The sequence below is a fragment of the Streptomyces sp. CA-251387 genome (assembly GCF_050936625.1).
Classification (GTDB): domain Bacteria; phylum Actinomycetota; class Actinomycetes; order Streptomycetales; family Streptomycetaceae; genus Streptomyces.
In genome coordinates, this window is the sequence record NZ_JBNJMJ010000001.1 from 2,702,685 (window position 1) to 2,727,136 (window position 24,452).

The window sequence follows — 24,452 nt, forward strand, 5'->3', positions numbered from 1 at the left end:
GCCTTGGGCGCACCGGCTCAGCGGGCCATCCAGCGGTCCATCTCCCGTGCCCGGGTGTCCAGGGCGGTGAGAACAGCGGCTGATCCGGTCCGGGGATCACTGGGAACCTGCACGTCGTGCTGGACGCCACCAGGCGCATGGCCGGACCCCGGTTCGGGCGCCGCCACCTCGATTCCGGCGCGCCGGGCGAGCGCGACCGCCGTGGCCACGAACCCCTCGGAGAGCGCGAGGATCACGGAGTGCCCCGTCCGGCAGTGCCAGGCGACCAGGCCGCGGGCGAACTCCGCGTACACGGCCGGATCGACCTCGAGCGTGTCCGGGTCGCCCCAGTGCTTGCCCTGGCCGATTCCCGAGGGCAGCTCGAGCTCCGCCTCGAAGACCTCGACCTGCCGCAGGAAGAGGCGGCCGGCACCGTTCGACGGGTTCCACAGCGTCTCGTCACCGATGTCGAAGTACATGCTCATCGCCGATCCCCCCTGCTCAGCCGTTCCGGCACAGGGTAGAAGACGGGGCAGGTGATAAGCACTTGGAAACCCCGCGACGGACCCGCCCCCCTGGCACGTAGAGCAGACGACAGCAGTGCACAGGGAGGGGATCAGGACGTGTCAGGGGACAGGGGCAGGCGGGTCAGGGGAACGGCGGCCGCGGTGGCGGCGATGGTGGCGCTCACCGCCTCACAGGCGCCGGGAGCGGTCCCGGTACGCGCCTCGGCGCCCGCGCCGGGGCAGACGCCCGCCGAGCACGGACCGAGCGTCTCCGGCGACGCCCCGTACCGCACCGAGCTGCCGCCGCTGCGGGCCGGAAAGCGCGACGGCGGCACGGCACAGGCTCCGGCGGAGACGGCCGCCGCGCTGCCGGCGAGCGTGTTCGCCGCGTACCGGCGGGCGGAGGAGCGGCTGTCGCGCGAGGCGCCCGGCTGCCGGCTGCGGTGGCAGTTGCTGGCGGCGATCGGGCAGGTGGAGTCCGGTCAGGCCCGGGGCGGCCGGGTGACGCCGGACGGTACGACCGTGACGCCGATCCTCGGCCCGCGGCTGGACGGCGTGGCCTTCGCGCTGATCCGGGACACCGACGGCGGTGCCCACGACGGGGACGCGGCGTACGACCGCGCGGTCGGGCCGATGCAGTTCATCCCGTCGACCTGGGCCCGCTGGGGCGCGGACGGCAACGGTGACGGGCGCAGCGACCCGAACAACGTCTTCGACGCGGCCCTCGCCGCCGGGCGCTACCTGTGCGCGGGTGGACGGGACCTGTCCGTCCCGGCCGAGCTGGACCGGGCGATCCTCGGCTACAACCACTCGTCGGCCTATCTGCGCACGGTCAGGGCCTGGTACGCGTACTTCCTGGACGGGCACAGGGTCGTCCCGGACAGCTCCGCCGCCTCCACGGAACGCCCCGAGCCGGCACCGTCCCCCTCCAAGCCGAAGGAGGTCTCACCCACGCCCCCCTCGACCCGCCCGAGCGCCACCCCGTCCCGCCCGCCGTCGTCCCCTGCCTCACCGACCCCCACCCGGTCCCGCCCGGCCACCGAACCCGGGGAGGCGCCCGAGAACCCGCAACTCCCCCTGCCCTCCCCGGACATCGAGCTCCCCGGCGACGACCTGCTGTCCGACGGCACCCCACTCACCAGTAACAGCGCGGACTCGATGACCGCCACCCCCTCCACAACCGCCGATACTCGGCGGTAATGTCGCCCCCCGCCGGACAGCACGAGGCCGGTGGGTGAGCGCGAAGGGGCCCTCATGGCGACGGACATGCCTGCGGACATGCCCGCAGAGACACCTGCGGAGATGCACGCCGCCGACGAACGGTGGCGGCGCATGTGGAGCCACCGTGAGCAACTGCTCAAGGTGGCCCGGCGCAGGTCGATGAGTGCGGAGGACGCCGAGGACGCGGTGCACGAGGCGATGCTGCGTGCCGCCGAGCGCCCCGACCTGGACGACGAGCGGCTCGCGGCGTGGCTGACGACGGTCACGATGCGGCTGTGCGTCGACCGCTACCGGCAGGTCAACCGTGAGGCGCAGGTGCGCACCAGCCCGACCCTCATCGCCCCCGGCCCGGTTCCCGTCGAGGAGGCCGTGTGCGACCGGGCCGAGGCGAAGTGGCTGGCGGTGCGCAGTGGTGAGCTGCCCGCACGGCAGGCCGAGGCGCTGCGGCTGAAGTCGGAGGACCTGGACGTCGGGCAGGTCGCCGTCCGGATGGGGCTCAGTTACCGGACCGTCGAGTCGCTGCTGGCCCGGGCACGGCGGACGCTGCGGCAGTCGCTGGCCGCCACCCTCGGGTTCGCGCTGTTCCTCATCGGGTGGGGGCGGCCGCGCGGCGGCGGCAAGGTGCACGCCGTGGCGGTGGCCTCGACGGCGGCGACCCTTGCGGTGGCGGGGTTCGTCCTGCCGTACGCTCTCGACGGGAACGGGGACGGAGGCGGTACGGCGCCCCGGCCCGCCGTCGCCACGCCGGACGGCACGGAGGCGCTGCGGCCCGACGGCAGTGGGGCGGGCCGTACGCCTCAGGGAAACACGCCCACAGCTACCTCGGGCGAACGGAAGGCCGCCGAGTCCCCGGCGGACGAATCGTTCCTCCCGCTGTCCGTGCCGTCGCTGCCAGAAGTGCCGGACGTGCCGGAGGTGCCGGCCGTCCCGGAGGTCCCGGTGTCCCCGCTGCCGGTGCTGTCCGCACCGGACGTCCCGCTGACCCCCGAGGTGCCGGACGTCCCCGACGTGCCGGATCTGCCCGATGTTCCCGACCTGCCGGTGGATCCGTCCGTCGATCCGACGGCCCCGCCCGGGATCCCGGACGCCTCCACCGCCGTACCGTCCACCTCGCTGCCCGTGCCGCCGGCTGACACACTGCCGTAGCCGGCGACCCCGCAACCCGGCAACCCCGCGACCCCGCATCCCGACGACCCGGCAACCCGGCAACCCGGCAACTGGCGACCCGCGACCCGCGACCCGCGACCCGCGACCCGCGACCGCAAAACCTCCCAAAACCGCGCCCGGTAACCCGCCCGAAAGAGTCCGCCACCTCGGCGACGGCTGCCGATGTTCTCCGCGCCGAAGGGCCCGCAGGCGCCCTGCGCAGTCGACGGCCCGGACCCCGCGAGGTCCCGACCTGCCGTGGGCCCCACCGTCGACCCGACGGACACGACGCCGTTCCCGGACATCTCCGCCGCCGCACCGTCGCCCTCCTCGCCCCCACGCCGACAGCGAGCTCACCGCCGTAGCCGCGGACACACGGCCGTAAGTCATCCCAGGAACAACCAGCCGCAATCCACCCCAAATCCCCCACGCGAAACCCGCCCGAAAAAAATCCGCCACGGAAACGACGGACGCCCGACCCCTCCCCGTAGAGCAGATGTCGGAGGTGCTCACCGACGAAGACACGGGCTGAAGGGTGGACCGGATGGGTGTCGAGATCTGTGTGGAGGGGCTGACGAAGTCCTTCGGTCACCAGGTCATCTGGCAGGACGTCTCGCTGACGCTGCCCGCCGGGGAGGTCTCGGTCATGCTCGGCCCCTCGGGCACGGGCAAGTCGGTGTTCCTCAAGACGCTCGTCGGACTGCTGAAGCCGGAGCGCGGGTCGATCACGATCCAGGGCCGGGACATCACGAAGCTGCGCGAGCACGACCTGTACGAGGTGCGGAAGCTCTTCGGCGTGCTGTTCCAGGACGGCGCGCTGTTCGGCTCGATGAACCTGTACGACAACATCGCCTTCCCGCTGCGGGAGCACACCCGTAAGTCCGAGAGCGAGATCCGGCGCATCGTGCTGGAGAAGATGGACATGGTCGGGCTGATCGGGGCGGAAGGGAAGCTGCCCGGTGAGATCTCCGGCGGGATGCGCAAGCGGGCGGGGCTCGCCCGGGCGCTCGTGCTCGACCCGGAGATCATCCTCTTCGACGAGCCGGACTCGGGCCTCGACCCCGTCCGCGTCGCCTACCTCAACCAGCTCATCGTCGATCTCAACGCCCAGATCGACGCGACCTTCCTGATCGTCACCCACGACATCGCCTCGGCCCGCCAGGTCCCGGACAACATCGGGCTGCTGTTCCGCCGCGAGCTGGTGATGTTCGGGCCGCGCGAGGAACTGCTGACCAGCGACGAGCCGGTCGTACGGCAGTTCCTGAACGGCCGGATGCAGGGCCCGATCGGCATGGCGGAGGAGAAGGACGCCGCGCAGGTCGAGCAGGAGCTCGCCGCCCTCGGCGACGACGGCAAGGGCACACAGTCGCCCGGCAGTCAGGCCATGACTCCCCGCCTGCTGCCGGGGCCGGGCATCCCGCGGCCACCGCGCTGGGAGGCCATCGCCCGGCGCGAGGCCGCGCTGCGCCAGACGGCGGGGGCCGGCGCATGAGCCTGTCACCGATCGGCGCGCTGCGGCACTCCGGGAGCCTGTTCGCGATGGCGCTGGACGTCCTCCGGACGATCCCCCGACGGCCGTTCCAGGCAAGGGAGTTCATCCAGCAGGCGTGGTTCGTCGCGAGCGTGACGATCCTGCCGACGGCCCTCGTCTCCATCCCCTTCGGCGCGGTCATCGCACTCCAGATCGGCAGCCTGACCCGGCAGCTCGGCGCCCAGTCCTTCTCCGGAGCCGCCTCCGTGCTGGCCGTGCTGCGCGAGGCGTCGCCGATCGTCACCGCACTGCTGATCGCGGGCGCCGGCGGCACGGCGATCTGCGCCGACCTCGGGGCGCGCAAGATCCGCGACGAGATCGACGCGATGCAGGTGCTGGGCATCGACCCCATTCACCGGCTGGTCGTCCCACGCGTCCTGGCGTCGATGCTGGTGGCGGTGCTGCTCAACGGCCTGGTGTCGGTGGTCGGCGTCGCGGGCGGCTACTTCTTCAACGTCGTCCTGCAGAACGGCACTCCCGGCGCCTACCTCGCCTCCTTCACCACCCTCGCCCAGCTCTCCGACCTGTGGGCGGCCGAGATCAAGGCACTCGTCTTCGGCGCGATCGCCGGGATCGTCGCCTCCTACAAGGGGCTCACCGCGAAGGGCGGCCCGAAGGGTGTGGGCGACGCGGTGAACCAGTCGGTGGTGATCACCTTCATGTTGCTGTTCGTGACCAACTTCGTGATGACCGCGGTGTACTTCCAGGTCGTCCCGCAGAGGGGTTGAGAGAACCGACGATGAAATTTCCACGACTCCTCGCACGCCCGCTGCACTCCCTGGAAGCGCTCGGCGTCCAACTCTCCTTCTACGGCCGCTCGTTGGCCTGGACCGGCCGCACCCTGCGCCGCTACAAGAAGGAGATCCTGCGGCTGCTCGCCGAGGTGAGCTTCGGCCGCGGCGCACTCGCGGTGGTGGGCGGCACGGTGGGCGTGATCGCCTTCCTGTCCTTCTTCACCGGCACGGAGGTGGGCCTCCAGGGCTACGCGGCCCTCAACCAGCTCGGCACCTCCAACTTCGTGGCGTTCCTCTCGGCGTACTTCAACACCCGCGAGATCGCCCCGCTGGTGGCCGGCCTCGCGCTCTCCGCGACCGTCGGCGCCGGCTTCACGGCCCAGCTCGGCGCGATGCGGATCAGCGAGGAGACCGACGCGCTGGAAGTGATGGGCGTGCCCTCGCTGCCGTTCCTGGTGACGACGCGGATGATCGCCGGGTTCGTCGCTGTCATTCCGCTGTACGTGATCGGCCTGCTGTCCTCGTACCTCGCGGCCCGCACCATCACCACCGGCTACTACGGCCAGTCGGCGGGCACCTACGACCACTACTTCCAGCAGTACCTGCCCCCGGTGGACGTGCTGTGGTCCTTCGGCAAGGTGCTCGTCTTCGCCGTCCTGATCATCCTGGTGCACTGCTTCTACGGCTACTACGCGAGCGGCGGCCCGGCGGGCGTCGGCGTCGCCGTGGGCCGCGCGGTGCGGACCTCGATCGTGGCGATCAACGTCCTGGACTTCTTCCTGTCGTTGGCGATCTGGGGCGCCAACACGACCGTACGGATAGCGGGGTGAGCCGCCCGATGAGGGTGCCGAGGGTGCTGAGACTGCGGTTGTACGGCGTGGTGTTCCTCGCCGTACTCGCACTGCTGCTGGGGCTGTCGGTCGCCGTCTACCAGCAGGCCTTCACACCGGTCGTGCGGATCACGCTGGAGGCCGACAGCCTCGGCAACCAGCTCGATCCGCGGGCCGACGTCAAGCTGCGCGGGCTGCTGGTCGGCGAGGTGCGCGAGGTGCACGCCGACGGGACGAAGGCGCGCCTCGACATCGCGCTCAAGCCGGAGCACGTGGCGTACATCCCGTCGGACGTGCACGCGCGGCTGCTGCCCAAGACGCTGTTCGGCGAGAAGTACGTCGACCTGGTCCCGCCCGCCGGCGCCGCGTCCTCGTCCGCTCGCCCGATCCGCGCCGGTGACGTCATCACCCAGGACCGCACCCGCGTCGGCATCGAGGTCCAGCAGCTGATGAACGACCTGATGCCCCTGCTCCGCACGGTCCAGCCCGGCAAGCTCAACGCCACGCTCTCCGCGTTCGCCACCGCCCTCGACGGCCGCGGCGACCGCATCGGCGACAACCTCACACGCCTGGAGTCCTACCTGCGCCGCCTCAACCCCCATCTGCCGTCCCTCACCGAGAACATCGCCCGCTTCGCCGAGGTCGCCGAGATCTACGGCGACGCGGCGCCCGACCTGATGGACATCCTGCGCAACTCCATCACCACCAGCCGCACGCTCGTCGAGCAGAAGGACCGGCTCGCGGCGGCGCTGAAGAGCACGGCCACCGTCGCGGGCACCACCGAGGACTTCCTCGACGCGAACGGCGGCCGGCTGATCACCCTCGGCCAGGTCTCCCGCCCGACGCTGGAGCTGTTCGCCCGCTACTCCCCCGAGTACCCGTGCCTGCTGGCCGGTCTGGTCCGGCAGGAGAAGGCATCGGAGGAGGCGTTCGCCGGCGGCAAGATGCACATCACGCTGGAGGTCGTACGGCCGCAGGGGGCATACGAGCCCGGTGAGGAGCCGCGCTACGGCGAGCGGTCGGGGCCCAACTGCCGTGATCTTCCGGATCCTCCGGTGCCGGCGCCCGGGGCTCATCTCAACGACGGTTCGAAGTCCGGGGTTTCGTCCGCGGGCCACGGCCCGCTCGGCGTCTCCGCCACCGAGGCCGAGCAGCGGGCGGTCGGCTCGCTCGTGGCCCCGGTCCTGGGCGTGCCCGCCGACGAGGTGCCGCCGGTCACGACGCTGCTGTTCGGGCCGCTGGTGCGCGGGACGGCGGTGAGTGTGGCATGAGCCGTACGACAGCCAAGGGCGCCCGGCAGACCGCCGCGCCGCTGATCAAGTTCTGCCTCTTCGCGCTGGTGACGATCCTGGCGACGGCCCTGCTCGCGGCCACCATCGTGAACATCTCCTTCAGCCCGAAGGACACCTATCGCGCGGTCTTCAGCGACGTCACCGGCCTGGAGAAGGGCGACGACATCCGGGTGGCCGGAGTGCGGGTCGGCGAGGTCGAGGGCATCCGGATCAAGGACCGGACGCTGGCCGAGGTCTCCTTCACGGTCAGCCGGGACCGGCCGCTGCTCACCGGCACGGGCGCCGTCATCCGGTACCGCAACCTGGTGGGCCAGCGGTACGTCGCCCTCACCGAGGGCACGGGCGACGGCACCCGGCTGCACCCCGGCGCGACGATCCCGCTGTCCCGCACGCAGCCGGCGCTGGACCTGAACGCCCTGCTGAACGGTTTCAAGCCGCTGTTCGCCGCGCTCAGCCCGAAGGACGTCAACCAGCTCGCCACGGAGATCATCCGCACGCTCCAGGGCGAGGGCGGCACGGTCAACAGCCTCCTCGTCCACACGGCGTCGCTCACCTCGACGCTGGCGGGCCGCGACAAGCTGATCGGCTCGGTGATCGACAACCTCAACACCGTGCTCGGGACGCTGGACAAGCGCGGCGCCCGCTTCTCCGGCCTGCTCAAGCAGCTGCGCCGGGTCATCTCGGGCCTGTCCGCCGACCGCAAGCCCATCGGGCAGTCCCTGGTGGGCATCGGCGACCTGACCGAGGCCACCTCGGGCCTGCTGAAGGACGCACGGCCGCCGCTGAAGGACGACATCGCCGAGCTGACCGAGCTCACCGGAACGCTGAACGACAACGAGAAGACCGTGGAGGGCGTGCTGAAGCGGCTGCCGAACAAGCTCAACGAGCTGACCGGGACGGCGTCCTACGGCTCGTGGTTCAACTTCTACCTGTGTGACTTCGACGGCCGGATCGTCCTGCCGAAGACGGAGTCGACGTCACGGCAGGTGCTCACGCCCGATCTGCACGTGGCGAGGGCGAGGTGCGGGTCATGAGCCGCAAGCACGGTCCGGAGCCGCTGTTCAGGGTGCGGGTGGAACCGCCGAAGCTGCGGTTGCCGCGCGTCCGCCTGCTGCCGAGCCGCAGCCCTCGCCGGCAACCGCTGATCAAGGTGCGGGTCGCGCCGCCCCGCATCCGGCTCCCCCGCATCCGCCGCCCGCACCTCTCCCCCTTCCGCGAGCGCAACCCCGTCGTCATCGGCGCGGTCGGCCTCACTGTCCTCGCACTGCTGACGGTGGCCGCCTTCAACGCCGACCGGCTGCCGGTCATCGGCGACGGCGAGACGTACAGCGCGGCCTTCGCGGAGGCGGGCGGCCTCAAGCCGGGCGACGAGGTGCGGATCGCCGGGGTCAAGGTCGGCAAGGTGGAGGAGGTCGACCTGGACGGCGACCACGTCAAGGTCACCTTCAAGATCAAGGGCGAGCCGGCCTTCGGCACGGACACCGGGGCGTCTATCCGGGTCAAGACGATCCTGGGCGCGAAGTACCTGGCCCTGCACCCCAAGGGGCGCGGCCAGTTGGCGCCCGGCAGCCAGATCCCGCTCAAGCGGACCGTCCCCGCCTACGACGTCGTCCAGGCCTTCAGCGACCTCACCACCACGACGGAGGAGGTCGACACCGACCGCGTGGCGAAGGCCCTGAACACGATCTCCGCCACCTTCGAGGACTCCCCCGAAGAGGTACGGGCGTCGCTCAAGGGCCTGTCGCAGATCTCCCGGACGGTGGCCTCCCGCGACAAGGCGCTGCGCGAGCTGCTCGCCCACGCGAACGGCGTCACGGACGTCCTGGCCGACCGGTCGTCGGACTTCACCACCCTGGTCAAGGACGGCGACAAGCTGTTCAAGGAGATCAGCAAGCGGCGCGAGGCGATCCACAAACTGCTGAAGAGCTCCGCCGCGCTCGGCATCCAGCTCTCCGGCCTGGTCCAGGACAACGACAAGGAGATCGGGCCCGCTCTCAAGGGCCTGAACCGCGTGGTGGAGATGCTCGAACGGAATCAGTCCAGCCTGGACAGGAGCATCAAGCTCCTCGCGCCCTATGTGCGGCTCTTCACCAACACCCTCGGCAACGGCCGCTGGTTCGACTCCTACGTCCAGAACCTGGTCGCGGCTCCGGTGGTGCCGCAGACGCGGACGGGAGGGGCGCAATGAGCAGCCGTTGGGGCGCAGTGGGCGCCCGCTGGAGGAAGCGCGCGGCCCTGCTGACCGTCCTGGTCCTGATCGCCGGGCTCACCTACGTCCTGTGGCCGCGTCCCGAGCCGGTCCGCGTCACGGCGTACTTCCCGCGCACGGTCGGCATCTACCCGGGCTCGGACGTCCGCGTCCTCGGTGTCCGGATCGGCGAGGTCAAGGAGATCACGCCGGAGGGCGGCCGGGTGCGGGTCGAGTTCGAGTACGACTCCGGCCGCAAGGTCCCGGCGGACGCACAGGCGGCCATCATCAACTCCTCGGTGGTCAGCGACCGTTACGTGCAGCTGCTGCCGGTGTACCGGGGCGGCCCGGTGCTGCGAACCGGGGACGAGATCCCCGAATCGCGTACGGCCGTCCCCGTCGAACTCGACCGCATCTTCGACAGCCTCCACACCACGGCCGAGGCGCTCGGCCCGGACGGCGCCAACAAGGACGGTGCCCTGTCCCGGCTGCTCGGCGTGAGCGCGGACAACCTGGACGGCCAGGGCAAGAACCTGCACCAGACGGTCGAGGACCTGTCGGCGGCGGTCACGACCCTGTCCGACGGGCGCACGGACCTGTTCGGCACGGTCCGCAACCTCCAGGTCTTCACGGCGGCGCTGGCGGCAGACGACAAGAGCGTGCGGTCGTTCAACAGCAGCCTTGCCAAGGTCGCCGAGCAACTCGCGGGCGAGCGCAAGGACTTGGCGGCGGCGTTGAAGAACCTGGGGACGGCGCTCGGTGACGTGTCGGCCTTCGTGAAGAAGAACAAGAAGTCGCTGACCTCGAACGTGGAGGGTCTCAGCAAGGTGACCAAGGTCCTCGTCACCCAACGGGCGGCACTGGAGGAGCTGTTGGAGGTGGCCCCGACCGGCATGTCGAACCTGAACAACGCCTACAACCCGTCGGCCGGCACCCTCGACACCCGCAACAACGCCGACCAGGCGCAGGACCCGGCCTCGCTGCTGTGCTCCGTACTGAGGACGACGGGCGACGAGGGCGGCGAGAACCCCGACTGCGCCGAGCTGAGGAAGCTGTTCGACTCCCTGCCGGAGCTGCCGGAGGGCGGCGCGGCGGTCACGGGCACGGTCGATCGCACGCTCGGCGGAATCCTGGGGGCGAGGGCATGAGCGACGAGAGCCTGCTGTTCAGGGGCGTGCTGCGAAGGGGTGCGCTGCGCAAGGGCGGGGTGGCGGCGTGGGCGGCAGTCGGCTCACTGCTCCTGACCGGCTGCGAGTTCAACGGCTGGTACGACGTCCAGCTGCCCGGCGGCGCCGCCTCCGACGGCAACGCGTACCACGTCACCGTCGAGTTCCGTGACGTACTGGATCTGGTGCCGCAGTCGGCGGTGAAGGTCAACAACGTGACGGTGGGCGCTGTCGAGAAGGTCGAGCTGGACGGCTGGCACGCGCGCGTGCACCTGCGCGTCGCCGACTCGGTGAAGCTGCCGGCGAACGCGATCGCCGAGCTACGCCAGACCAGCATGCTCGGCGAGAAGTACGTGGCGCTGTCGAAGCCCGCGGACGCGGCGCCGGTGGGCCGCCTCGCCGAAGGCGACGTCATCCCCCTGTCCCGCAGCGGCCGCAACCCGGAGATCGAGGAGGTGCTGTCGGCCCTGTCCGCGTTGCTCAACGGCGGCGGGGTGGCCCAGCTCAAGACGATCACCGTGGAGCTGAACAAGGCGCTGGAGGGCCGGGAGAACAGGGTCAAGTCGCTGCTGAAGGAACTGGACACGTTCCTGGGCGGCCTGGACAAGCAGAAGCAGGACATCGTCCGGGCCCTGAAGGCCGTGGACCGCCTGGCCAAACGCCTCGGCAAGGAGAAGAAGACCATCGCCGAGGCGGTGGAGGAGATGCCCCCGGCCCTCAAGGTCCTGGCCGACCAGCGGCGCGACCTGACGAGGATGCTGACGGCCCTGTCGAACCTGGGCCGGACGGGCACCAAGGTGATCAACGCCTCGCACGACGACACGGTCGCCAACCTCAAGCAGCTCCGCCCGATCCTGCAGCAGCTCAACAAGGCGGGCGACGACCTGCCCAACTCCCTTGAGCTGCTGACGACTTACCCGTTCCCGCGCAACGCGGTGGACGCGATCAAGGGCGACTATGTGAACCTCCACATCACCGCGGACCTCGATCTGGCGGGCATCTACGGCAACTTGACGAAGAAGCCGGGTGACGGGGACGGGGGCGGCGACGGAGACACTCCGGGCCCCGAGCTCCCCGAGACCCCCGACCTCCCGGACGTACCGGATCTCCCGGAGCTGCCGGGCGTACCGACACCCACGGCGCTCCCGAACGGCCCGAGCGCGCCGTCGTCGCCGTCGTCGCCCTCGGCCCCGTCCGCGGGCGGGGGTGACCTGCTGTGCCCGCCGATGTGCACGGCCGGCTACGTCGCCGGGGGCGACTGGCCCGAGGGGATCAACCTCGAACTCGCCGAGCTGATGCTGAAGGGGGTCCAGCCGTGATCACCCGTACGGTCAAGGTCCAGCTGCTGGCCTTCGCCACGATCACCGCCGTGGGCGTGTCGTACGTGGGCGCCGAGTACACGGGTTTGGTGGACGACGTCCTGGACCGCGGCTACACGGTCCGCGCGGACTTCCCCGACTCCGGGGGCGTGTTCCCCGGCGCGGAGGTGACGTACCGCGGGGTGCCGGTGGGGAAGGTGGGCGCGCTGCACCTGACGGGCGGCGACGGTGTCTCGGTGTCCCTGGACATCGAGGACGGCGCGCCTCGCATCCCCGCGGACACGCTCGCCGTCGTGGCGAACCGCTCGGCGGTGGGCGAGCAGTACGTCGACCTGCAGCCGCGCACGTCCCACGGCCCGTACCTGCTGGACGGCAGCGACATCCCGCGCCGGAACACCCGCGTACCGCTGCCGACGACAGACCTGGTTCTGTCCCTCGACCGCCTGGTCAACTCGGTCGACAAGAAGGACCTCCAGGTGACGATCGACGAGTTGGGCGAGGCCTTCGCCGGAACCGGCCCGAACCTGAGCCGCCTGGTGGACTCGGGGAACGACCTGGTCGAGTCGGCGTCGGAGGCACTGCCGGAGACGATCAAGCTGATCGAGGACTCGCGGACGGTACTGAAGACACAGGCGGACCAGGGCTCGTCGATCAAGTCCTTCGCGCGTGACCTGGCGCTGCTGTCGGCCCAGTTGAAGGAGAGCGACGGGGACCTGCGCAAGCTGATCGGGAATGCCCGGCCGGCGGCGCAGGAGGTGAACTCGCTGCTGAAGTCGACAGGCCCGGAGCTGTCGGTCCTGCTGGCGAACCTGATCAGCGGCGGCCAGGTGACGCTTGCGCGGCTGCCCGGCGTGGAACAGGCCCTGGTCACCTTCCCGGTGATGGTGGCGGGCAGCTACACGGTGATCCCGGGCGACGGCACGACCCACTTCGGCATGGTGCTGAACGCCGACGACCCCCCGGCCTGCAAGCAGGGATACGGCACGGCACGCCGAGACCCGGCGGACACCAGCACGCGCGAGGCGAACACGCAGGCCCGCTGCACGCTGCCGCGCGGCAGCGAGTCGTCGGTGCGGGGCGCGCAGAACGCGCCGGGGGCTTCTGGTGGTTACGGCGGCGCGAACCAGGCCGCATTCGTCACCCCGTACGACCCGGAGACCGGCACCACCGTCGCTCCGGACGGCAGGAACGTCGAGATCGGCTCGACGGGCGGCCAGCGGGCCGTGTTCGGAAAGGAGTCGTGGCAATGGCTGCTCGTTGGCCCCATGGCATGAAGCTGAGGCGACCTAGGATGATGACGGGGATGGTGACGGCCGGACTCGTGGCGGCGACGGTCCTGACCACCGCAGTGACGATCTGGCTCACGTTCGGCCTCCTCGAACACCGCGAGGCGGAGCAGCGCCGCCAGGACATCCTGGCCGCGGCCCGCCAGTCAGCGCTGAACTTCACCTCCCTCGACTACCGGCACTACGACCGCGACAGCGCGAACGTCCTGTCGGGCGCGACCGGCGACTTCAAGAAGCAGTTCGCGGCACAGACGAAGCAGCTGACGCAGCTGGTGGCCCAGAACAAGTCGGTGTCGGAGGGCCAGGTCCTGGAGGCGGGCATCGTCCGCGCCGACGAGGACTCGGCGCGGGTGCTCGTGGTGGCCGACAGCAAGGTGACGAACACGGCGGTGCCGCAGGGGGAGGCGCGCACATACCGCCTCCAGCTGGACCTGGTCCACAAGGACGGCCGCTGGCTGACGTCGGACGTCGAGTTCGTCGGCTGACGGACGCCACGAGCCAGCACGGATCATTGAGGAGTACGACCATGCCGAAGACGACCACCGGCCGCGCCCCCGGCCCCACCACCCGGCGCACCATGACCGCAGCCGCCCGCGCAGCAGCCAAGCGCGCGGAACGCGGCCACCGAGACGCCGACTCGGCGCCGGCCACCGACGAGGCGCTCGGCGCCGGCGCCGAGCACCCGCCCGCAGGCCGCACGGTACTGATCGAGGCCCCGAAGGACGGCTGGCAGGACCCACCGGAGCCGTCCCCGGAGGCTTTCGAGGAGGACGACGCACCGGAGGAACGGTCCACCCCTGGCCGCCGAAGGCTGCTCACGGCGCTGCTCGGAGTCCTGCTCGTTGCGGCTCTGGTCGCAGCTGCCGTACTGGGTTGGAAATCCTGGGACGCTCGGAAGACGGAAACCGCCCGCACCGAGGCGCTGGCAGCGGCGCAGAAGGCGGCACCGGTCGTCCTGTCGTACGACTACCGCCACCTGGACCGGGACTTCACCCGGGCCCGCGCCCACCTGACAGGCGACTTCCAAGAGGAGTACAGCAAGACGACAAAGACGGTGGTCGGCCCGACGGCCACGAAGTACCACGGCGTGGTGAAGGCAACGATCGCAGCCCCGGCCGCCGGCGGAACCCCGGCCGCCTCCGTCGTCTCGGCCTCCCCGGAGAAGGTCGTGGTGCTGCTCTTCGTCAACCAGGTCACGGAGAGCACGCAGGTATCGGGGTCGCGGGTGGATCTGAACCGGGTGCGGTTGACGATGACCGGCACGGACGAGGGCTGGAAGGTGAGCGCGGTGGACGCGCTCTGACGGCCGTGGCGCCCCGGGCCCAGCCTTCAGGTGCGGACATCAGACATCAGGCAGTCCGGGGCACGATGCTCACCGCGCGGTAGTCGTACCCGTCCTGCTTGAAGCCGGGGGCTTCCCAGACGAGGTCGACTGTCTGCCCGGCCGACAGCACGTGGAACCCGTCCATCTGGATGTCGGAGTAGTGGCCCCAGCAGCCACCGGGAGTCTCGGGGCAGTCGAGCACGCCCCACCCTTCTTCGTCATGCCACTCACGGACCGTCGCAGTCACCATGGGGAAACCCTACGGGTCTGTCGGTGCCGCGGTGTTCGAGCAGCCTCCGTGCCAGGGCATCCAATGGCGGCGCTGACCCGGCCGCCCAACCCCCGCGTCCCACCGCACCGCCCGACTGACCCCGTCCCCTCGCCGTCCCCTCCCCGTCCCCTCCTCTTGATCGGCAGGCTCGCCTAGGATGGCGAGCACCATCTCAGCGGCCCGACGGGCTTCCTGATCCGCCTGCCGGCGGACACCGGAGGACATGCCCCCACCCGCACGAGTCTTCTTCGTGCTGCCTGGGGGCATTTTCTTGCTGTTCCGTGAGTCCGCGGCGTCCGTGGCCGCCCGCATCCTCGAAGGGTCGCTGGCTCTGCATCTGACCGAGAACTTCCGTCACCAGCACGGCCGGAAGCCCGCGCAGGCGGAGATACGGTCCTGGGAACGCAGCCTGCCGGCGCTCGTCAACGCACTCATGGAGGCCGAGCTCGACGCCGTCGAGGTCCTCCTCGAATACAGTCTGCCCCTCACCAGCAAGCGCGCCGACGCCATACTGGCCGGCGTTCACCCCACCACCGGCGAACCGTCGTACGTCGTAGTGGAACTCAAGCAGTGGAGCACGGCCTACCCGGAGGAAGACGAACCACTGCTGTGCCGGATCGACTCCTACGCACAGCCCGTGCTGAACCCCATCGAGCAGGTGCGGGGTTACTGCGAGTACCTGCTGTCGTTCAACGGGGCGTTGGAACGGATACCCAAGTCCCTGGCCGGTGTGGCATTCCTCCACAACGCGACCGAATTCGGGGTCGCAGGGCTGCGCGGCGTCAAGGAGGACCAGCACGGCCGGATGTACACCGGCGAACAGCGCGGCGCTTTCCTCGACTTCCTGCGCTCGCGGCTCGCCGCCGAACCCGGCGCGCAGGCAGCGGACGTACTGCTCGACGCCAAGGTACGGCCGTCGAAGCAGCTGATGTCCGTAGCGGCGGCCGAGATCCGCGACCGTGAACAGTTCGTGCTCCTCGCCGAGCAGCGGGTCGCCTACGAGAAGGTGATGTCCGCCGTACGCAAGGCCAGGCGGTCCAACCACAAGCAAGTGATCGTGGTGACCGGCGGCCCGGGCTCCGGCAAGAGCGTGGTCGCGATGTCGCTGCTGGGCGAGTTGTACCGACGCGGGGTGCCCACTCTCCACGCGACCGGTTCGCAATCCTTCACCAAGACGATGCGGAAGGTCGCCGGCAACCGGAAGCGTGAGGTCCAACAGCTGTTCAAGTACTTCAACAGCTTCATGGACGCCGAGCCGAACGACCTCGACGTACTGATCTGCGACGAGGCCCACCGCCTTCGGAAGACCTCCGCCAACCGCTACACGAAAGCGGAGCTGCGCACCGGCCGCCCCCAGGTGGCGGAGCTACTGGACGCGGCCCGAGTACCGGTATTCCTCCTCGACCAGCACCAGGTGGTGCGCCCCGGCGAGATGGGCACCAAGGAGGCGATTCAGCGGGCCGCCGCTGCGCAAAACCTGGACTGCACGGTGGTGGCGCTGGACGGCCAGTTCCGATGCGGCGGCAGTGAAGCCTACGAGAAGTGGGTCATCGACCTGCTGGGCCTGGACGGCGGCACACCCCATCAGTGGGAGCCGGACGGCAAGTTCCAGCTGCTGATCGCGGAATCCCCCCACGAGCTGGAGGACTTCCTCATCGCCCGCCGCGCGGAAGGCTACGGCGCACGGATGTCGGCCGGCTACTGCTGGAAGTGGACCACGAAGATCACCCCGGACATGACGACGCTCCCCACCGACGTCGTCATCGGCGACTGGGCCCGCCCCTGGAACGTCTACGGAGACAGATCCGTACTCGGCGCCCCACCCGCGCCCCTCTGGGCCACGGACCCGGCCGGTTTCACCCAGGTCGGCTGCGTCTACACCGCCCAGGGCTTCGAGTACGACTGGTCGGGCGTGATCATCGGACCGGACTTGGTGTGGCGGACGGACCGCTGGATCGTGGACCGCTCGGCCTCGAAGGACCCGTCCTTCACCAAGGCAACATCCGACGACGACATCAACCGACTCATCCGCAACACGTACAAAGTGCTGCTGACCCGCGGCATGGTCGGCACGATCGTCTACTCGACGGATCCGGAGACCCGCGAGAAACTGCGATCCCTCATCCAACCGGCATCCGGGGTCGAGGCACCAGCCCTCGTGTAGTCCTCCGTGGGCGGGTTCGGAGCATGCGAGCCCGCCCCGCTTCAACGAAGCTCGCGCACCATGCAGTCGTAATACGGCGCCCCCTCCCACGGGTGGGAGACGCCGACCTTCCGATAGCCCCATGCTGCATAAGCCGATTGCGCCGGGGCGGCCTCGGGTTCAGGTCGCATCGTCAGGGTGACCCGCTCGACGTCCAAGCCCTCGAGGAGCCGTGTGTGCAACGCGGCGGCGAGACCCTGGCGGCGCCACGGCTTGCGTACGGCGAGTTCGATGATGGCGAAGGTCCGCTCGCCCGTCTCGCGGGTGAAGTCGTCCGGGAGGTCGACGTCCTGGAGGTTCTGCCACCAGCGGGTGTCAGGGGCGAGGTAGTAGCCGAAGCTGAATCCGACGACTTCGCCGGCGTCGCGGGCGAGGACGAGACGGAAGCCAGGACGCTGGGTCTGGGTCAGGTAGTGGTCGATGAACTCGGCGACGTCACGGGGTCCTTCGCAGTACGGCGGTTCGGCGTAGACCTCTTCGTACGCCGGGAGGAAGGCGTCGAGTTGCCCGGCCGCTTCCGGCCCGTCGTGCCGCTCGTACGTCACCTCGGCCATCAGCCGGTTCCCTTCTGCTGGGTGTACTGGGTCAGTTGCTCAGCTGCGTCGCGGGCACTGGTCGTATCGACGGTGGACAGCAGGTCACGTACCTCGGTGATGCGGCGGGTCACGCGGCCGGACTCGACTTCTTCGAGGTGGGTGAGGCTGCCGACCGCTTCGGCGGCGCCTTCGTCGACCTCGCCGGCCTGGACGAGTCCTCGGGCGAGGGTGATGCGGTACAGGGCCAGGTTGCGCCCGTACGAACGGTCTTGGTGGGCGAGTGCTGCCCGCAGGAAGGGGACCGCGGCCTTGTGGTGCCCGGCCTCCGAATAGAGCAGACCTTGGGCGTAGTCCAGTTCGGCGTGGCCGTGGAACGCGGCCCAGTCCGGTGCGGGCCGTCCGCGTTCGGAACGTTCGACCATGCGCATGGACTCGGCAAGCTTCTTGCGGGCGCTGCTCTGGTCCTGCATCAGGGACAGGGCGCGGGCTTCGCGGGCGGCGATGAGCGACAACAGCACGGGAGAGCCGAACGGGACCGCGAGTTGGTGGGCGGCGCGGGCGAGGTCATACCCGTCGCGAGGGCGACCCTCGTAGCTGGCCTGCATACTCAGCGACACCATGACCAGGACCTGAAGACCGGCGTCATGGAGCATGGTGGCCGTCGTCAGGGCCTCACCCCAGTAGGCACGGGCAGTGTCCTGGTCGTCGGCGTCGTAGTACAGCCACGCGCAGTGCTCGGCCGTCTCGCCCACGAGGTTTTGGAGCTGACGGCCGATGGTGTCCGGGAAGCTGCTGGTGTTGATGATGCGGCGGACACGCCGCAGATGCCGGACGGCGAGGGAACGGACGTCTCCGCCGCCGTAGGCGTCGTCGAGGGTGTACAGAGACCGCAGGCCCTCCCGGAGTTCGAGAAGGTGAGCGGTGCCCACGGCTTCGGGAATGCCAGTGCTCTCCCGAGATCCCATCGCCAACCCGGCGGCGACGCCGAGGGAATCGGCGACGAACGTCCTGCGGTCCACGGTCACCTCTTCCGGCGGCGCACGGAACGCGCCCGCCGTCGTGCTGGGGCCCGGCCCCGGAAATCCGAGCTCGACAGGGTCCATGCCGAACATCGCGTGCAACACCCGCCAAGCCGGGGGATGCGGTCTGGGCGGCTTCGGCCGCCTCCACCGCCGGAACTGACGGTCAGTGAGGGTCACATGTTCCCCGACCAGTTCGGCGGTCGCCTGGAAAGCCGGGATGAACTGCGACGGTTTGCTCCATCCGCGCTCGATGCATGCACGCGCGAAAGAGGTCAACGTCTCGTCCACCTCGCGCCTCCCCGTAGCCGAAGGTGCCTCCCCTGCCGACGGTAGTCGCCTCACCTGACGGGAAAAGTCCGGTGCCCTGAAAAAAGTCCGCCGGAAGTCCGGCGAGAAGTCCGGTGACGCTTTGCACACGGGAGTTTTCTCGTTGCGACGATCCGATGCGCGTCCCCTCACGCGACCGCACCACCGAAGGGAAGCCCCCCATGCGTCCAACCGCCTGCACGTCCCCGCCGCTCCGTGGCCGAGAGCCCAGCAGGAGCTGAGGGGACGACGATGCTCATGACCGCTTCCGCCCGTCCTACCGGCTTTCCCGGCTACTCCGAGACGCTGCCGTGCAGCGAGACCAGCGTGAGTACGGCCCGCCGCCTCGTACGAACCGCCTTAGCGACGTGGGGTCTTGACCACCTCGACGACGACGGGACGCTGATCATGTCCGAGTTGGTCACCAACGCCGTCCGGCACAGCGGCTCCCCCGCGTGCCGGGCGATCGTCACCCGCCCCGCGCCCGACCGGGTGCGCCTGGCCGTGACCGACCGGTCACGCACCATGCCGGACCTCATGGACGCCCCGCCGGATGCCGTCGGGGGGCGCGGCTTGGCCCTGGTCGACAGCATCGCCGACCGATGGGGTAGCGACCGCATGCACTGGGGCAAACGCGTGTGGGCTGAACTGCGCACCAGCAAGCCCGAGGGCGACTGCATGGAGCCGGAAGTCCGTGCGCCCGAAGCCGGGGAGCGCGGGATCGCCCACCCGTGAGGCGACGGCGGGACCTTCCCCGCCGCCCGCCGGGCACTTGCATCCGGACACAGAAAATCCCGCCGCGGCCAGGATGTTTCCCTGGTCGTAGCGGGATCAGCAGACGAGTCGGGCTGTACGCCGGGTATTCCTGGAGCACCTTTCTGACCTGCGACTTTGCGGGATCGGACCGGCTGTGACCTGCTAGGGCGGGTTGCAGAGGCGACCGGAGGCAGTCAGAGGAAACCGCTCTGATTCGACCCCGATTCGACCCGAGCTGCTCGGAGCCAGTCAGAGGCAATCGCCCTCTGTTTTTGGTTCCGAGTCGGCCGAGGTCGGGGCGGTGCCGGACAGTCAGGACTCCTCTGGCGGCGCTCCGAGTCGATCTCGGTCGAGCCGCGATGGGGACGCCTGCCTCCGCCGAGGAGCCAGGCATACGAAGGCCTCCAGGACGGCCATCCTGGAGGCTTCGCTTGGCACCGATTGGAGGTCGGTTCCGGACACCACCCGTGGTTTTAGCGGGCCTGGGTGGCGTCCACGTCCTTGCGAGACGACCCCACAGTGCCACACCACACCCATCAGGCAGACCCATCCCGACGGACATTTCACCCGAGCGAGCGACTGGGACTTCACCGGCTGCCCCGAGCCGCGGCTGACCTTGTCCTGCTCGGAGACCTCACCGGCCGCTACGCGGCGGGAAGCTACAGCAGGCTCGGCTCCGACGGCCGAACCGTGGTCCCGCGCCCAGACCGTCAGGGCGCGGCCGAGCACGGCCACCGGATCACCGCGGCCATTGCCTGCCACGTCGCCCGCGCCGGCGGCACCATCGACGAGCTGACCCGGCTGCTGCGGCACCCCGACCACGAGGGTGGTCGGCACGTCCAGCACATCGCGCTGCGCTCCGGGCAGGCGCGTGCCCTGGACTACATCCGCCGGGTGTGGGCCAGCGCCTCGGCCGCGGTCGCCAGCACGCGGGTCCTGGAGTCGCGTCAGCAGGCGCACGAGGTTCTCGCCGCGCTGCGGGATCGGATCGAGACGACGCCCTGGCGCGGGGAGCGGGGGCGGACCGCACTGCGCGTGTTGCGGGCGCACCTGACCTTCGCCGAGATCGCCGGCGGGCCCCTGCACCACGCCAGTGAGCGGCAGACCGCCGAGGAAGCCGGGATATCCCGGACGACCCTTCGGGTCGTCTACGAGACGGTCCTCAAGCCACAGGGTTGGCTGCGCCGCCTGCGAGTCGGCCATGGCCGGGAGGGCTCCACCTGGTACCTCGCCGACGGCAACGCCCCCGCTTCGCTGTCTCGTTTCCGGACCACTCAGTACCCCCCCGACCCGGCACTTGAGGAGTGGCCCACCCCTGAGACACGGGCGGCGGCCGACATCGACTCCACCGTCATCAGCCGCCTGATGGGCCACGACACCTTCGCCCACCACGGCCTCGGCAGCTCCGCCCTCATGATCATCGGCGCGCTGCACGCCCGACCCGCCCAGACCATTGGCGAGCTCGTCGGCTCGGCCTCGGTGTCCCGGGCCACCGCCTACCGGACCTTGCGTCGCCTGGCCGACCACGGCCTCGTGCACCACAGCGGAGAGACCTGGAGCCTCACGCCTCGCGCGCTGGAGGGCTTCGGTACCAGCCTGCCGGATGCGGTTCCCGGCACTACCGCGCACCCGGCACAGGGCTGGGACGCGGTCGCCCGGCAGTACGGCACCGCGGGCGTCGCGGCCCAGCGTAAGGCGTTGCACGCTGCCGAACGGTCGGCGTACCGGGAGGCGCTGGGGCGGCTGTCGGAGCACCGCAGCAAGGCCGTGTTGATCGTCCGCGACGGCCGCCAGGTCCTCGTCCCGGCACCCCGCCCCGACGAGATCCCGTCTGCGTGGCACGCCCCCGGTGGGTGCGTCCTCGACCCGGTCACCGGTTGCGCCGCTCCTGGCTGGCGGATCGCCACCGATGGACGGCTCATCCTCATCGCCCCTGCCGACCAGCGCAGTTACGACGAGCTGGCCGCCGCCCATGCCGAAGCCCTCAGCGAATGGGAGTCCGTCGCATGAACCCAGAGCCCCCGGTCACCTCCGATGCGAGCGAGACGGTGACGCCCGAGGACCTGCGCAAGCAGTACGAGTCCGGCGCCACGGTCGACGAACTCGTGGCCAGCAGCGGCCTGTCGTACGGCACGGTTCTCAACCGGCTGCACGATGCCGGGACCGTGATACGCACGTCGTGGCAGACCCGTCGCATGCGCCAGGACCCTCAGGCACGCCAACGCCTCGCAGCGCATCTTCGCACCTTGTACGAGGAGCACGGCGCGACCCTTACCGAGCTTGCCGCGGCTGCGGAAGGTACGAAGCGTGCTGCCCGGCGTCTGCTGATCGAGGCCGGCGGCAGCGTGCGCACCACGCAGCAGACGCTGCGGATGCGCGCCGCAGCTCGGGCTGCTGACCGGCAGAAGCTCGCGCTGTCCCTGCGAGCGCGCTATGAGGCTGGCGCCACGGTCCCGGACCTCGCCAAGGAGTCCAACTACTCGGTCGCCACCGTGTACCGGCTCCTGCACCAAGCGGGCACCCGCATGCGGCCCGCGCACATACGACAACGCACCTTCCAGTTTCAGGAGATCAAGCACCCGTGAGTGAGAACACTCGTACCAAGACCCTGGAGGCGGCCACAGCCCGCGCCTGGGACGCCTTCGTGATCGTTGTCGGCATGCTCAAGGGCGGCACCGGCAAGACTACCTCGGCCTGGTTCATCGCCCTCTACTACGCCGTTGTCCTCGACCTGCCGACACTGCTGCTGGACGCCGACGCCACCAGCCAGTCCGCCTACGACTGGTTCAAGGTCGCCCAGGCCGAGGGCTTCGAGATCCCCGAGAACCTGGTGGTCGAGCGGTACCCGTTCGACGACATCGCCGAGTACATCCGTGAGAAGCGGTCCGAGTTCGGCGCGATCGTGGTCGACGCAGGCGGCGGCAGCGCCCGCCTCTTCCACGAGGCTGTCACCGAAGCGAACCGGCTGATCGTGCCAGTCGCCCCCCACCAAGATCGAGCGCCGCAAGCTCGTAGCCACCTTCGACGAGGCCGAGCGCGCCGCCGCCCGCAACCGCCACGACGTCACCGCCCACGTCGTCATGGTCAAGGCCGACGACCGCACCAGCCTGCCCAGCCGCGCGATGGACCAGCTCCTCGACCCCGCCCAGGGCGAGGGCATCGGCCCGGACCGCGACGAACCCTTCCCCCTCGCCGACACCACCATCCACTCCTGGGTGCACTACATGGAGGCCTTCGGCGAGATCCCGACCGAACTGAGCGAGTACGCCAACCTGATGAAGGAGCTGACCGAGGCATGAGCGAGAAGAACGAGAGGCCGAAGCCTCCCGCCAGCCGCACCGGCGGGCGCGCCCTGGGCGGGGCCAGAAAGACGACCCCGCCGCCCCCTCCGCCGACCGCCGAGCTCACGCCCGAGCAGTACGCCGCCGAACAGGCCGTCGCGAAAGGCGAAGGCCGTCCCGCTACGGGTGAGTTCGAGGCCCCGTCCCCTTCCCCGGTCCCTGTGGAGACTGCGGCGCAGGGCGACCCGACCGAGATGGTTTCCGTGAGGCCGCAGCCCCAAGCCCCACCAACTGCCGACGTCGCACCGAGCGGCCCCGGCCAGGCTTGGGCCGCCCAGCCGGCTGGTCCGGCCGCGGCAGATGCCGCGGTGCAGTCAGTTCCCTTCGGGCATTCCACGCAGGGTCACGAGCAGTTCGCGGCCCAGGCTGCCGAGCCCGCGGCACCGGCGGCTCAGGCAGCGCCACTGGTCGAGCAGGTTGCGCAGGCCGGTCCGGCTCAAGCCACCTCCCCGACCGCAGGGGTGTCCCCCACCACCGAGGTGGCCGTACGGCCAACCGTTTCTCCGGCCCCGGGCGGGACGGCCTTTCCGGTGAGGAGCGATGTTCCGGTGTCTCACCAGGAGCAGCGCACGCGGGCGGAGGCAACACCGAGCCAGGGAACCCCATGGGCTCAGGGACCGGGCCAGCCTCAGGGCATTCCCGAGACTGCCGCCGTTCTCAACCAACGCATCATCACGCGCGAGAGCCTCGACTCCTCGGTCCCCGCCGCAATGAAGCTGAAGAAGCGGATCAAGCGATTCGCGCTGGACAACGAACTCGACCACCTGCCGATCGGTGACATTGTCTCGGTCGCACTGGACGAGTGGCTCACCACCCGCGGGTTCTGACACACCATGCGACAGATGGGGTGGCCGCCAACTCGCCGAGTGCGCGGCCACCCTCTGCCGACTATTCCTATAGCCCCATAGGAGGCTAACTAGCCGCCTATCCGGACCGACCGGAGCAACTTCGTGCCCGACCTCTCTCACCACGCCCGTCGGTTGCGTGATTTGGCCGACGCACTCGAAGCACAGTCCAAGCCCTCCGATGATCCGCTTGCTCCTCACCCCGATACGCTCGCAGTCATCAGCAACCGCAACGTCAAGCGCGGTCAGCTCAACTACGCCGTCCCTGACGCCCTCCAAATCCAGCGCCGCATCCGCCGTTACCACGCCGACCACGGCGTGCAGCACGGCGACGTCGTGGCCTACGCGCTGGATGCCTATCTCCGCGCCCACGGCTATCCGCCAGACCTCGCCTCGCCTCAGGACAACGGAGACCGCTCGCACTGATTTGCGTAGGCCCGACACACCGATCGATGCGGGACCCGCTGGCGGACCTCGGGCCATCAACATCGCCGCGTCGGCAGTTACGGTCCGCCCCAACTTGTCGACGCGTCGACGCTCCTCTCCTCCTGCGCCTGTTCGACGGCCCTTGCATCTTGTGCTGCGTCAACTCACGGCAGGACCTTGCCCTCACGGTGTCCGAACTTCCACGTCGAGGTCACATGGGCCTC

Annotated in this window: 25 protein-coding genes; 20 read left to right on the forward strand and 5 right to left on the reverse strand. The window is 70.0% G+C overall.

Translation table 11 applies throughout. From position 1 onward, the window contains the following. Positions 1–17: 17 nt before the first annotated feature. Positions 18–464: a DUF6086 family protein gene (locus ACQEV2_RS12085; RefSeq protein WP_433039347.1), complete on the reverse strand. Its 447-nt coding sequence runs from the start codon at positions 462–464 to the stop codon at positions 18–20. 138 nt (positions 465–602) lie between these two features. On the opposite strand from ACQEV2_RS12085, the gene ACQEV2_RS12090 reads away from it, so the two are divergent. The 13 genes from ACQEV2_RS12090 (at position 603) to ACQEV2_RS12150 (ending at position 14,501) form a co-directional block, all read left to right on the forward strand. After that, positions 603–1,685, forward strand: coding sequence for a lytic transglycosylase domain-containing protein (locus tag ACQEV2_RS12090; RefSeq protein ID WP_433039348.1), 1,083 nt, complete (start codon positions 603–605; stop codon positions 1,683–1,685). Between the two features lie 54 nt (positions 1,686–1,739). Beyond that, positions 1,740–2,852, forward strand: coding sequence for a sigma-70 family RNA polymerase sigma factor (locus ACQEV2_RS12095; RefSeq protein WP_433039349.1), 1,113 nt, complete (start codon positions 1,740–1,742; stop codon positions 2,850–2,852). Positions 2,853–3,396: 544 nt separating this feature from the next. Then, complete coding sequence (locus ACQEV2_RS12100) at positions 3,397–4,344, forward strand: ABC transporter ATP-binding protein (protein ID WP_433039350.1); 948 nt, start codon at positions 3,397–3,399, stop codon at positions 4,342–4,344. After that, a complete protein-coding gene (locus tag ACQEV2_RS12105; RefSeq protein WP_433039351.1) occupies positions 4,341–5,111 on the forward strand; it encodes an MlaE family ABC transporter permease in 771 nt (256 codons plus the stop codon). The genes ACQEV2_RS12100 and ACQEV2_RS12105 overlap by 4 nt, the downstream gene beginning before the upstream one ends. 11 nt (positions 5,112–5,122) lie before the next feature. Next, entirely contained in the window at positions 5,123–5,947 is an 825-nt protein-coding gene (locus ACQEV2_RS12110) for an MlaE family ABC transporter permease (RefSeq protein WP_433039352.1), read from the forward strand. Positions 5,948–5,955: 8 nt separating this feature from the next. Further along, positions 5,956–7,218: an MCE family protein gene (locus ACQEV2_RS12115; protein ID WP_433039353.1), complete on the forward strand. Its 1,263-nt coding sequence runs from the start codon at positions 5,956–5,958 to the stop codon at positions 7,216–7,218. After that, the gene (locus ACQEV2_RS12120) at positions 7,215–8,273 is read left to right on the forward strand and encodes an MCE family protein (protein ID WP_433039354.1); all 1,059 of its coding nucleotides are present in this window, start codon (positions 7,215–7,217) and stop codon (positions 8,271–8,273) included. The genes ACQEV2_RS12115 and ACQEV2_RS12120 overlap by 4 nt, the downstream gene beginning before the upstream one ends. Then, positions 8,270–9,427 carry an MCE family protein gene (locus tag ACQEV2_RS12125; RefSeq protein ID WP_433039355.1) on the forward strand — a complete coding sequence of 386 codons (1,158 nt, stop codon included), beginning with the start codon at positions 8,270–8,272 and terminating at the stop codon, positions 9,425–9,427. The genes ACQEV2_RS12120 and ACQEV2_RS12125 overlap by 4 nt, the downstream gene beginning before the upstream one ends. After that, positions 9,424–10,575, forward strand: a complete 1,152-nt coding sequence (locus ACQEV2_RS12130) for an MCE family protein (protein WP_433039356.1) — start codon at positions 9,424–9,426, stop codon at positions 10,573–10,575. The genes ACQEV2_RS12125 and ACQEV2_RS12130 overlap by 4 nt, the downstream gene beginning before the upstream one ends. Further along, positions 10,572–11,912, forward strand: coding sequence for an MCE family protein (locus ACQEV2_RS12135; protein ID WP_433039357.1), 1,341 nt, complete (start codon positions 10,572–10,574; stop codon positions 11,910–11,912). The genes ACQEV2_RS12130 and ACQEV2_RS12135 overlap by 4 nt, the downstream gene beginning before the upstream one ends. Then, entirely contained in the window at positions 11,909–13,186 is a 1,278-nt protein-coding gene (locus tag ACQEV2_RS12140) for an MCE family protein (protein ID WP_433039358.1), read from the forward strand. Before ACQEV2_RS12135 ends, ACQEV2_RS12140 begins: the two co-directional genes overlap by 4 nt. 20 nt (positions 13,187–13,206) lie before the next feature. Further along, complete coding sequence (locus ACQEV2_RS12145) at positions 13,207–13,683, forward strand: hypothetical protein (protein WP_433054382.1); 477 nt, start codon at positions 13,207–13,209, stop codon at positions 13,681–13,683. Positions 13,684–13,724: 41 nt separating this feature from the next. Beyond that, the gene (locus tag ACQEV2_RS12150; RefSeq protein ID WP_433039359.1) at positions 13,725–14,501 is read left to right on the forward strand and encodes a hypothetical protein; all 777 of its coding nucleotides are present in this window, start codon (positions 13,725–13,727) and stop codon (positions 14,499–14,501) included. 46 nt (positions 14,502–14,547) lie between these two features. On the opposite strand, the gene ACQEV2_RS12155 is transcribed toward ACQEV2_RS12150, so the two are convergent. After that, positions 14,548–14,772, reverse strand: a complete 225-nt coding sequence (locus ACQEV2_RS12155) for a cold shock domain-containing protein (protein WP_433039360.1) — start codon at positions 14,770–14,772, stop codon at positions 14,548–14,550. A 292-nt stretch (positions 14,773–15,064) separates the two neighbouring features. On the opposite strand from ACQEV2_RS12155, the gene ACQEV2_RS12160 reads away from it, so the two are divergent. Then, positions 15,065–16,957, forward strand: coding sequence for a DNA/RNA helicase domain-containing protein (locus ACQEV2_RS12160; RefSeq protein ID WP_433039361.1), 1,893 nt, complete (start codon positions 15,065–15,067; stop codon positions 16,955–16,957). A gap of 41 nt (positions 16,958–16,998) precedes the next feature. Here the strand turns inward: ACQEV2_RS12160 and ACQEV2_RS12165 are convergent, their stop codons facing one another. Together ACQEV2_RS12165 and ACQEV2_RS12170 are read right to left on the reverse strand one after the other, a co-directional pair. Further along, positions 16,999–17,550, reverse strand: a complete 552-nt coding sequence (locus ACQEV2_RS12165; RefSeq protein ID WP_433039362.1) for a GNAT family N-acetyltransferase — start codon at positions 17,548–17,550, stop codon at positions 16,999–17,001. Continuing rightward, a complete protein-coding gene (locus tag ACQEV2_RS12170) occupies positions 17,550–18,635 on the reverse strand; it encodes a hypothetical protein (RefSeq protein WP_433039363.1) in 1,086 nt (361 codons plus the stop codon). The genes ACQEV2_RS12165 and ACQEV2_RS12170 overlap by 1 nt, the downstream gene beginning before the upstream one ends. A 483-nt stretch (positions 18,636–19,118) precedes the next feature. Between ACQEV2_RS12170 and ACQEV2_RS12175 the strand changes: the two genes are divergently transcribed. The 3 genes from ACQEV2_RS12175 to ACQEV2_RS12185 all read left to right on the forward strand — a co-directional run bounded on the left by ACQEV2_RS12175 (position 19,119) and on the right by ACQEV2_RS12185 (position 22,201). Beyond that, the gene (locus tag ACQEV2_RS12175) at positions 19,119–19,595 is read left to right on the forward strand and encodes an ATP-binding protein (protein WP_433039364.1); all 477 of its coding nucleotides are present in this window, start codon (positions 19,119–19,121) and stop codon (positions 19,593–19,595) included. Positions 19,596–20,306: 711 nt separating this feature from the next. After that, positions 20,307–21,626, forward strand: a complete 1,320-nt coding sequence (locus ACQEV2_RS12180; RefSeq protein ID WP_433039365.1) for a helix-turn-helix domain-containing protein — start codon at positions 20,307–20,309, stop codon at positions 21,624–21,626. Beyond that, the gene (locus tag ACQEV2_RS12185; protein ID WP_433039366.1) at positions 21,623–22,201 is read left to right on the forward strand and encodes a helix-turn-helix domain-containing protein; all 579 of its coding nucleotides are present in this window, start codon (positions 21,623–21,625) and stop codon (positions 22,199–22,201) included. The genes ACQEV2_RS12180 and ACQEV2_RS12185 overlap by 4 nt, the downstream gene beginning before the upstream one ends. Here the strand turns inward: ACQEV2_RS12185 and ACQEV2_RS12190 are convergent. Further along, positions 22,180–22,704, reverse strand: a complete 525-nt coding sequence (locus tag ACQEV2_RS12190; RefSeq protein ID WP_433039367.1) for a hypothetical protein — start codon at positions 22,702–22,704, stop codon at positions 22,180–22,182. The two genes, ACQEV2_RS12185 and ACQEV2_RS12190, sit on opposite strands and share 22 nt — an antisense overlap. Between ACQEV2_RS12190 and ACQEV2_RS12195 the strand changes: the two genes are divergently transcribed. The 3 genes from ACQEV2_RS12195 (at position 22,697) to ACQEV2_RS12205 (ending at position 24,228) form a co-directional block, all read left to right on the forward strand. Further along, entirely contained in the window at positions 22,697–22,915 is a 219-nt protein-coding gene (locus tag ACQEV2_RS12195; protein WP_433039368.1) for a hypothetical protein, read from the forward strand. The two genes, ACQEV2_RS12190 and ACQEV2_RS12195, sit on opposite strands and share 8 nt — an antisense overlap. Further along, positions 22,912–23,784 carry a hypothetical protein gene (locus ACQEV2_RS12200; protein WP_433039369.1) on the forward strand — a complete coding sequence of 291 codons (873 nt, stop codon included), beginning with the start codon at positions 22,912–22,914 and terminating at the stop codon, positions 23,782–23,784. Before ACQEV2_RS12195 ends, ACQEV2_RS12200 begins: the two co-directional genes overlap by 4 nt. A gap of 123 nt (positions 23,785–23,907) precedes the next feature. Beyond that, positions 23,908–24,228, forward strand: a complete 321-nt coding sequence (locus ACQEV2_RS12205; protein ID WP_433039370.1) for a hypothetical protein — start codon at positions 23,908–23,910, stop codon at positions 24,226–24,228. The last annotated feature ends 224 nt before the right edge of the window (positions 24,229–24,452 follow it).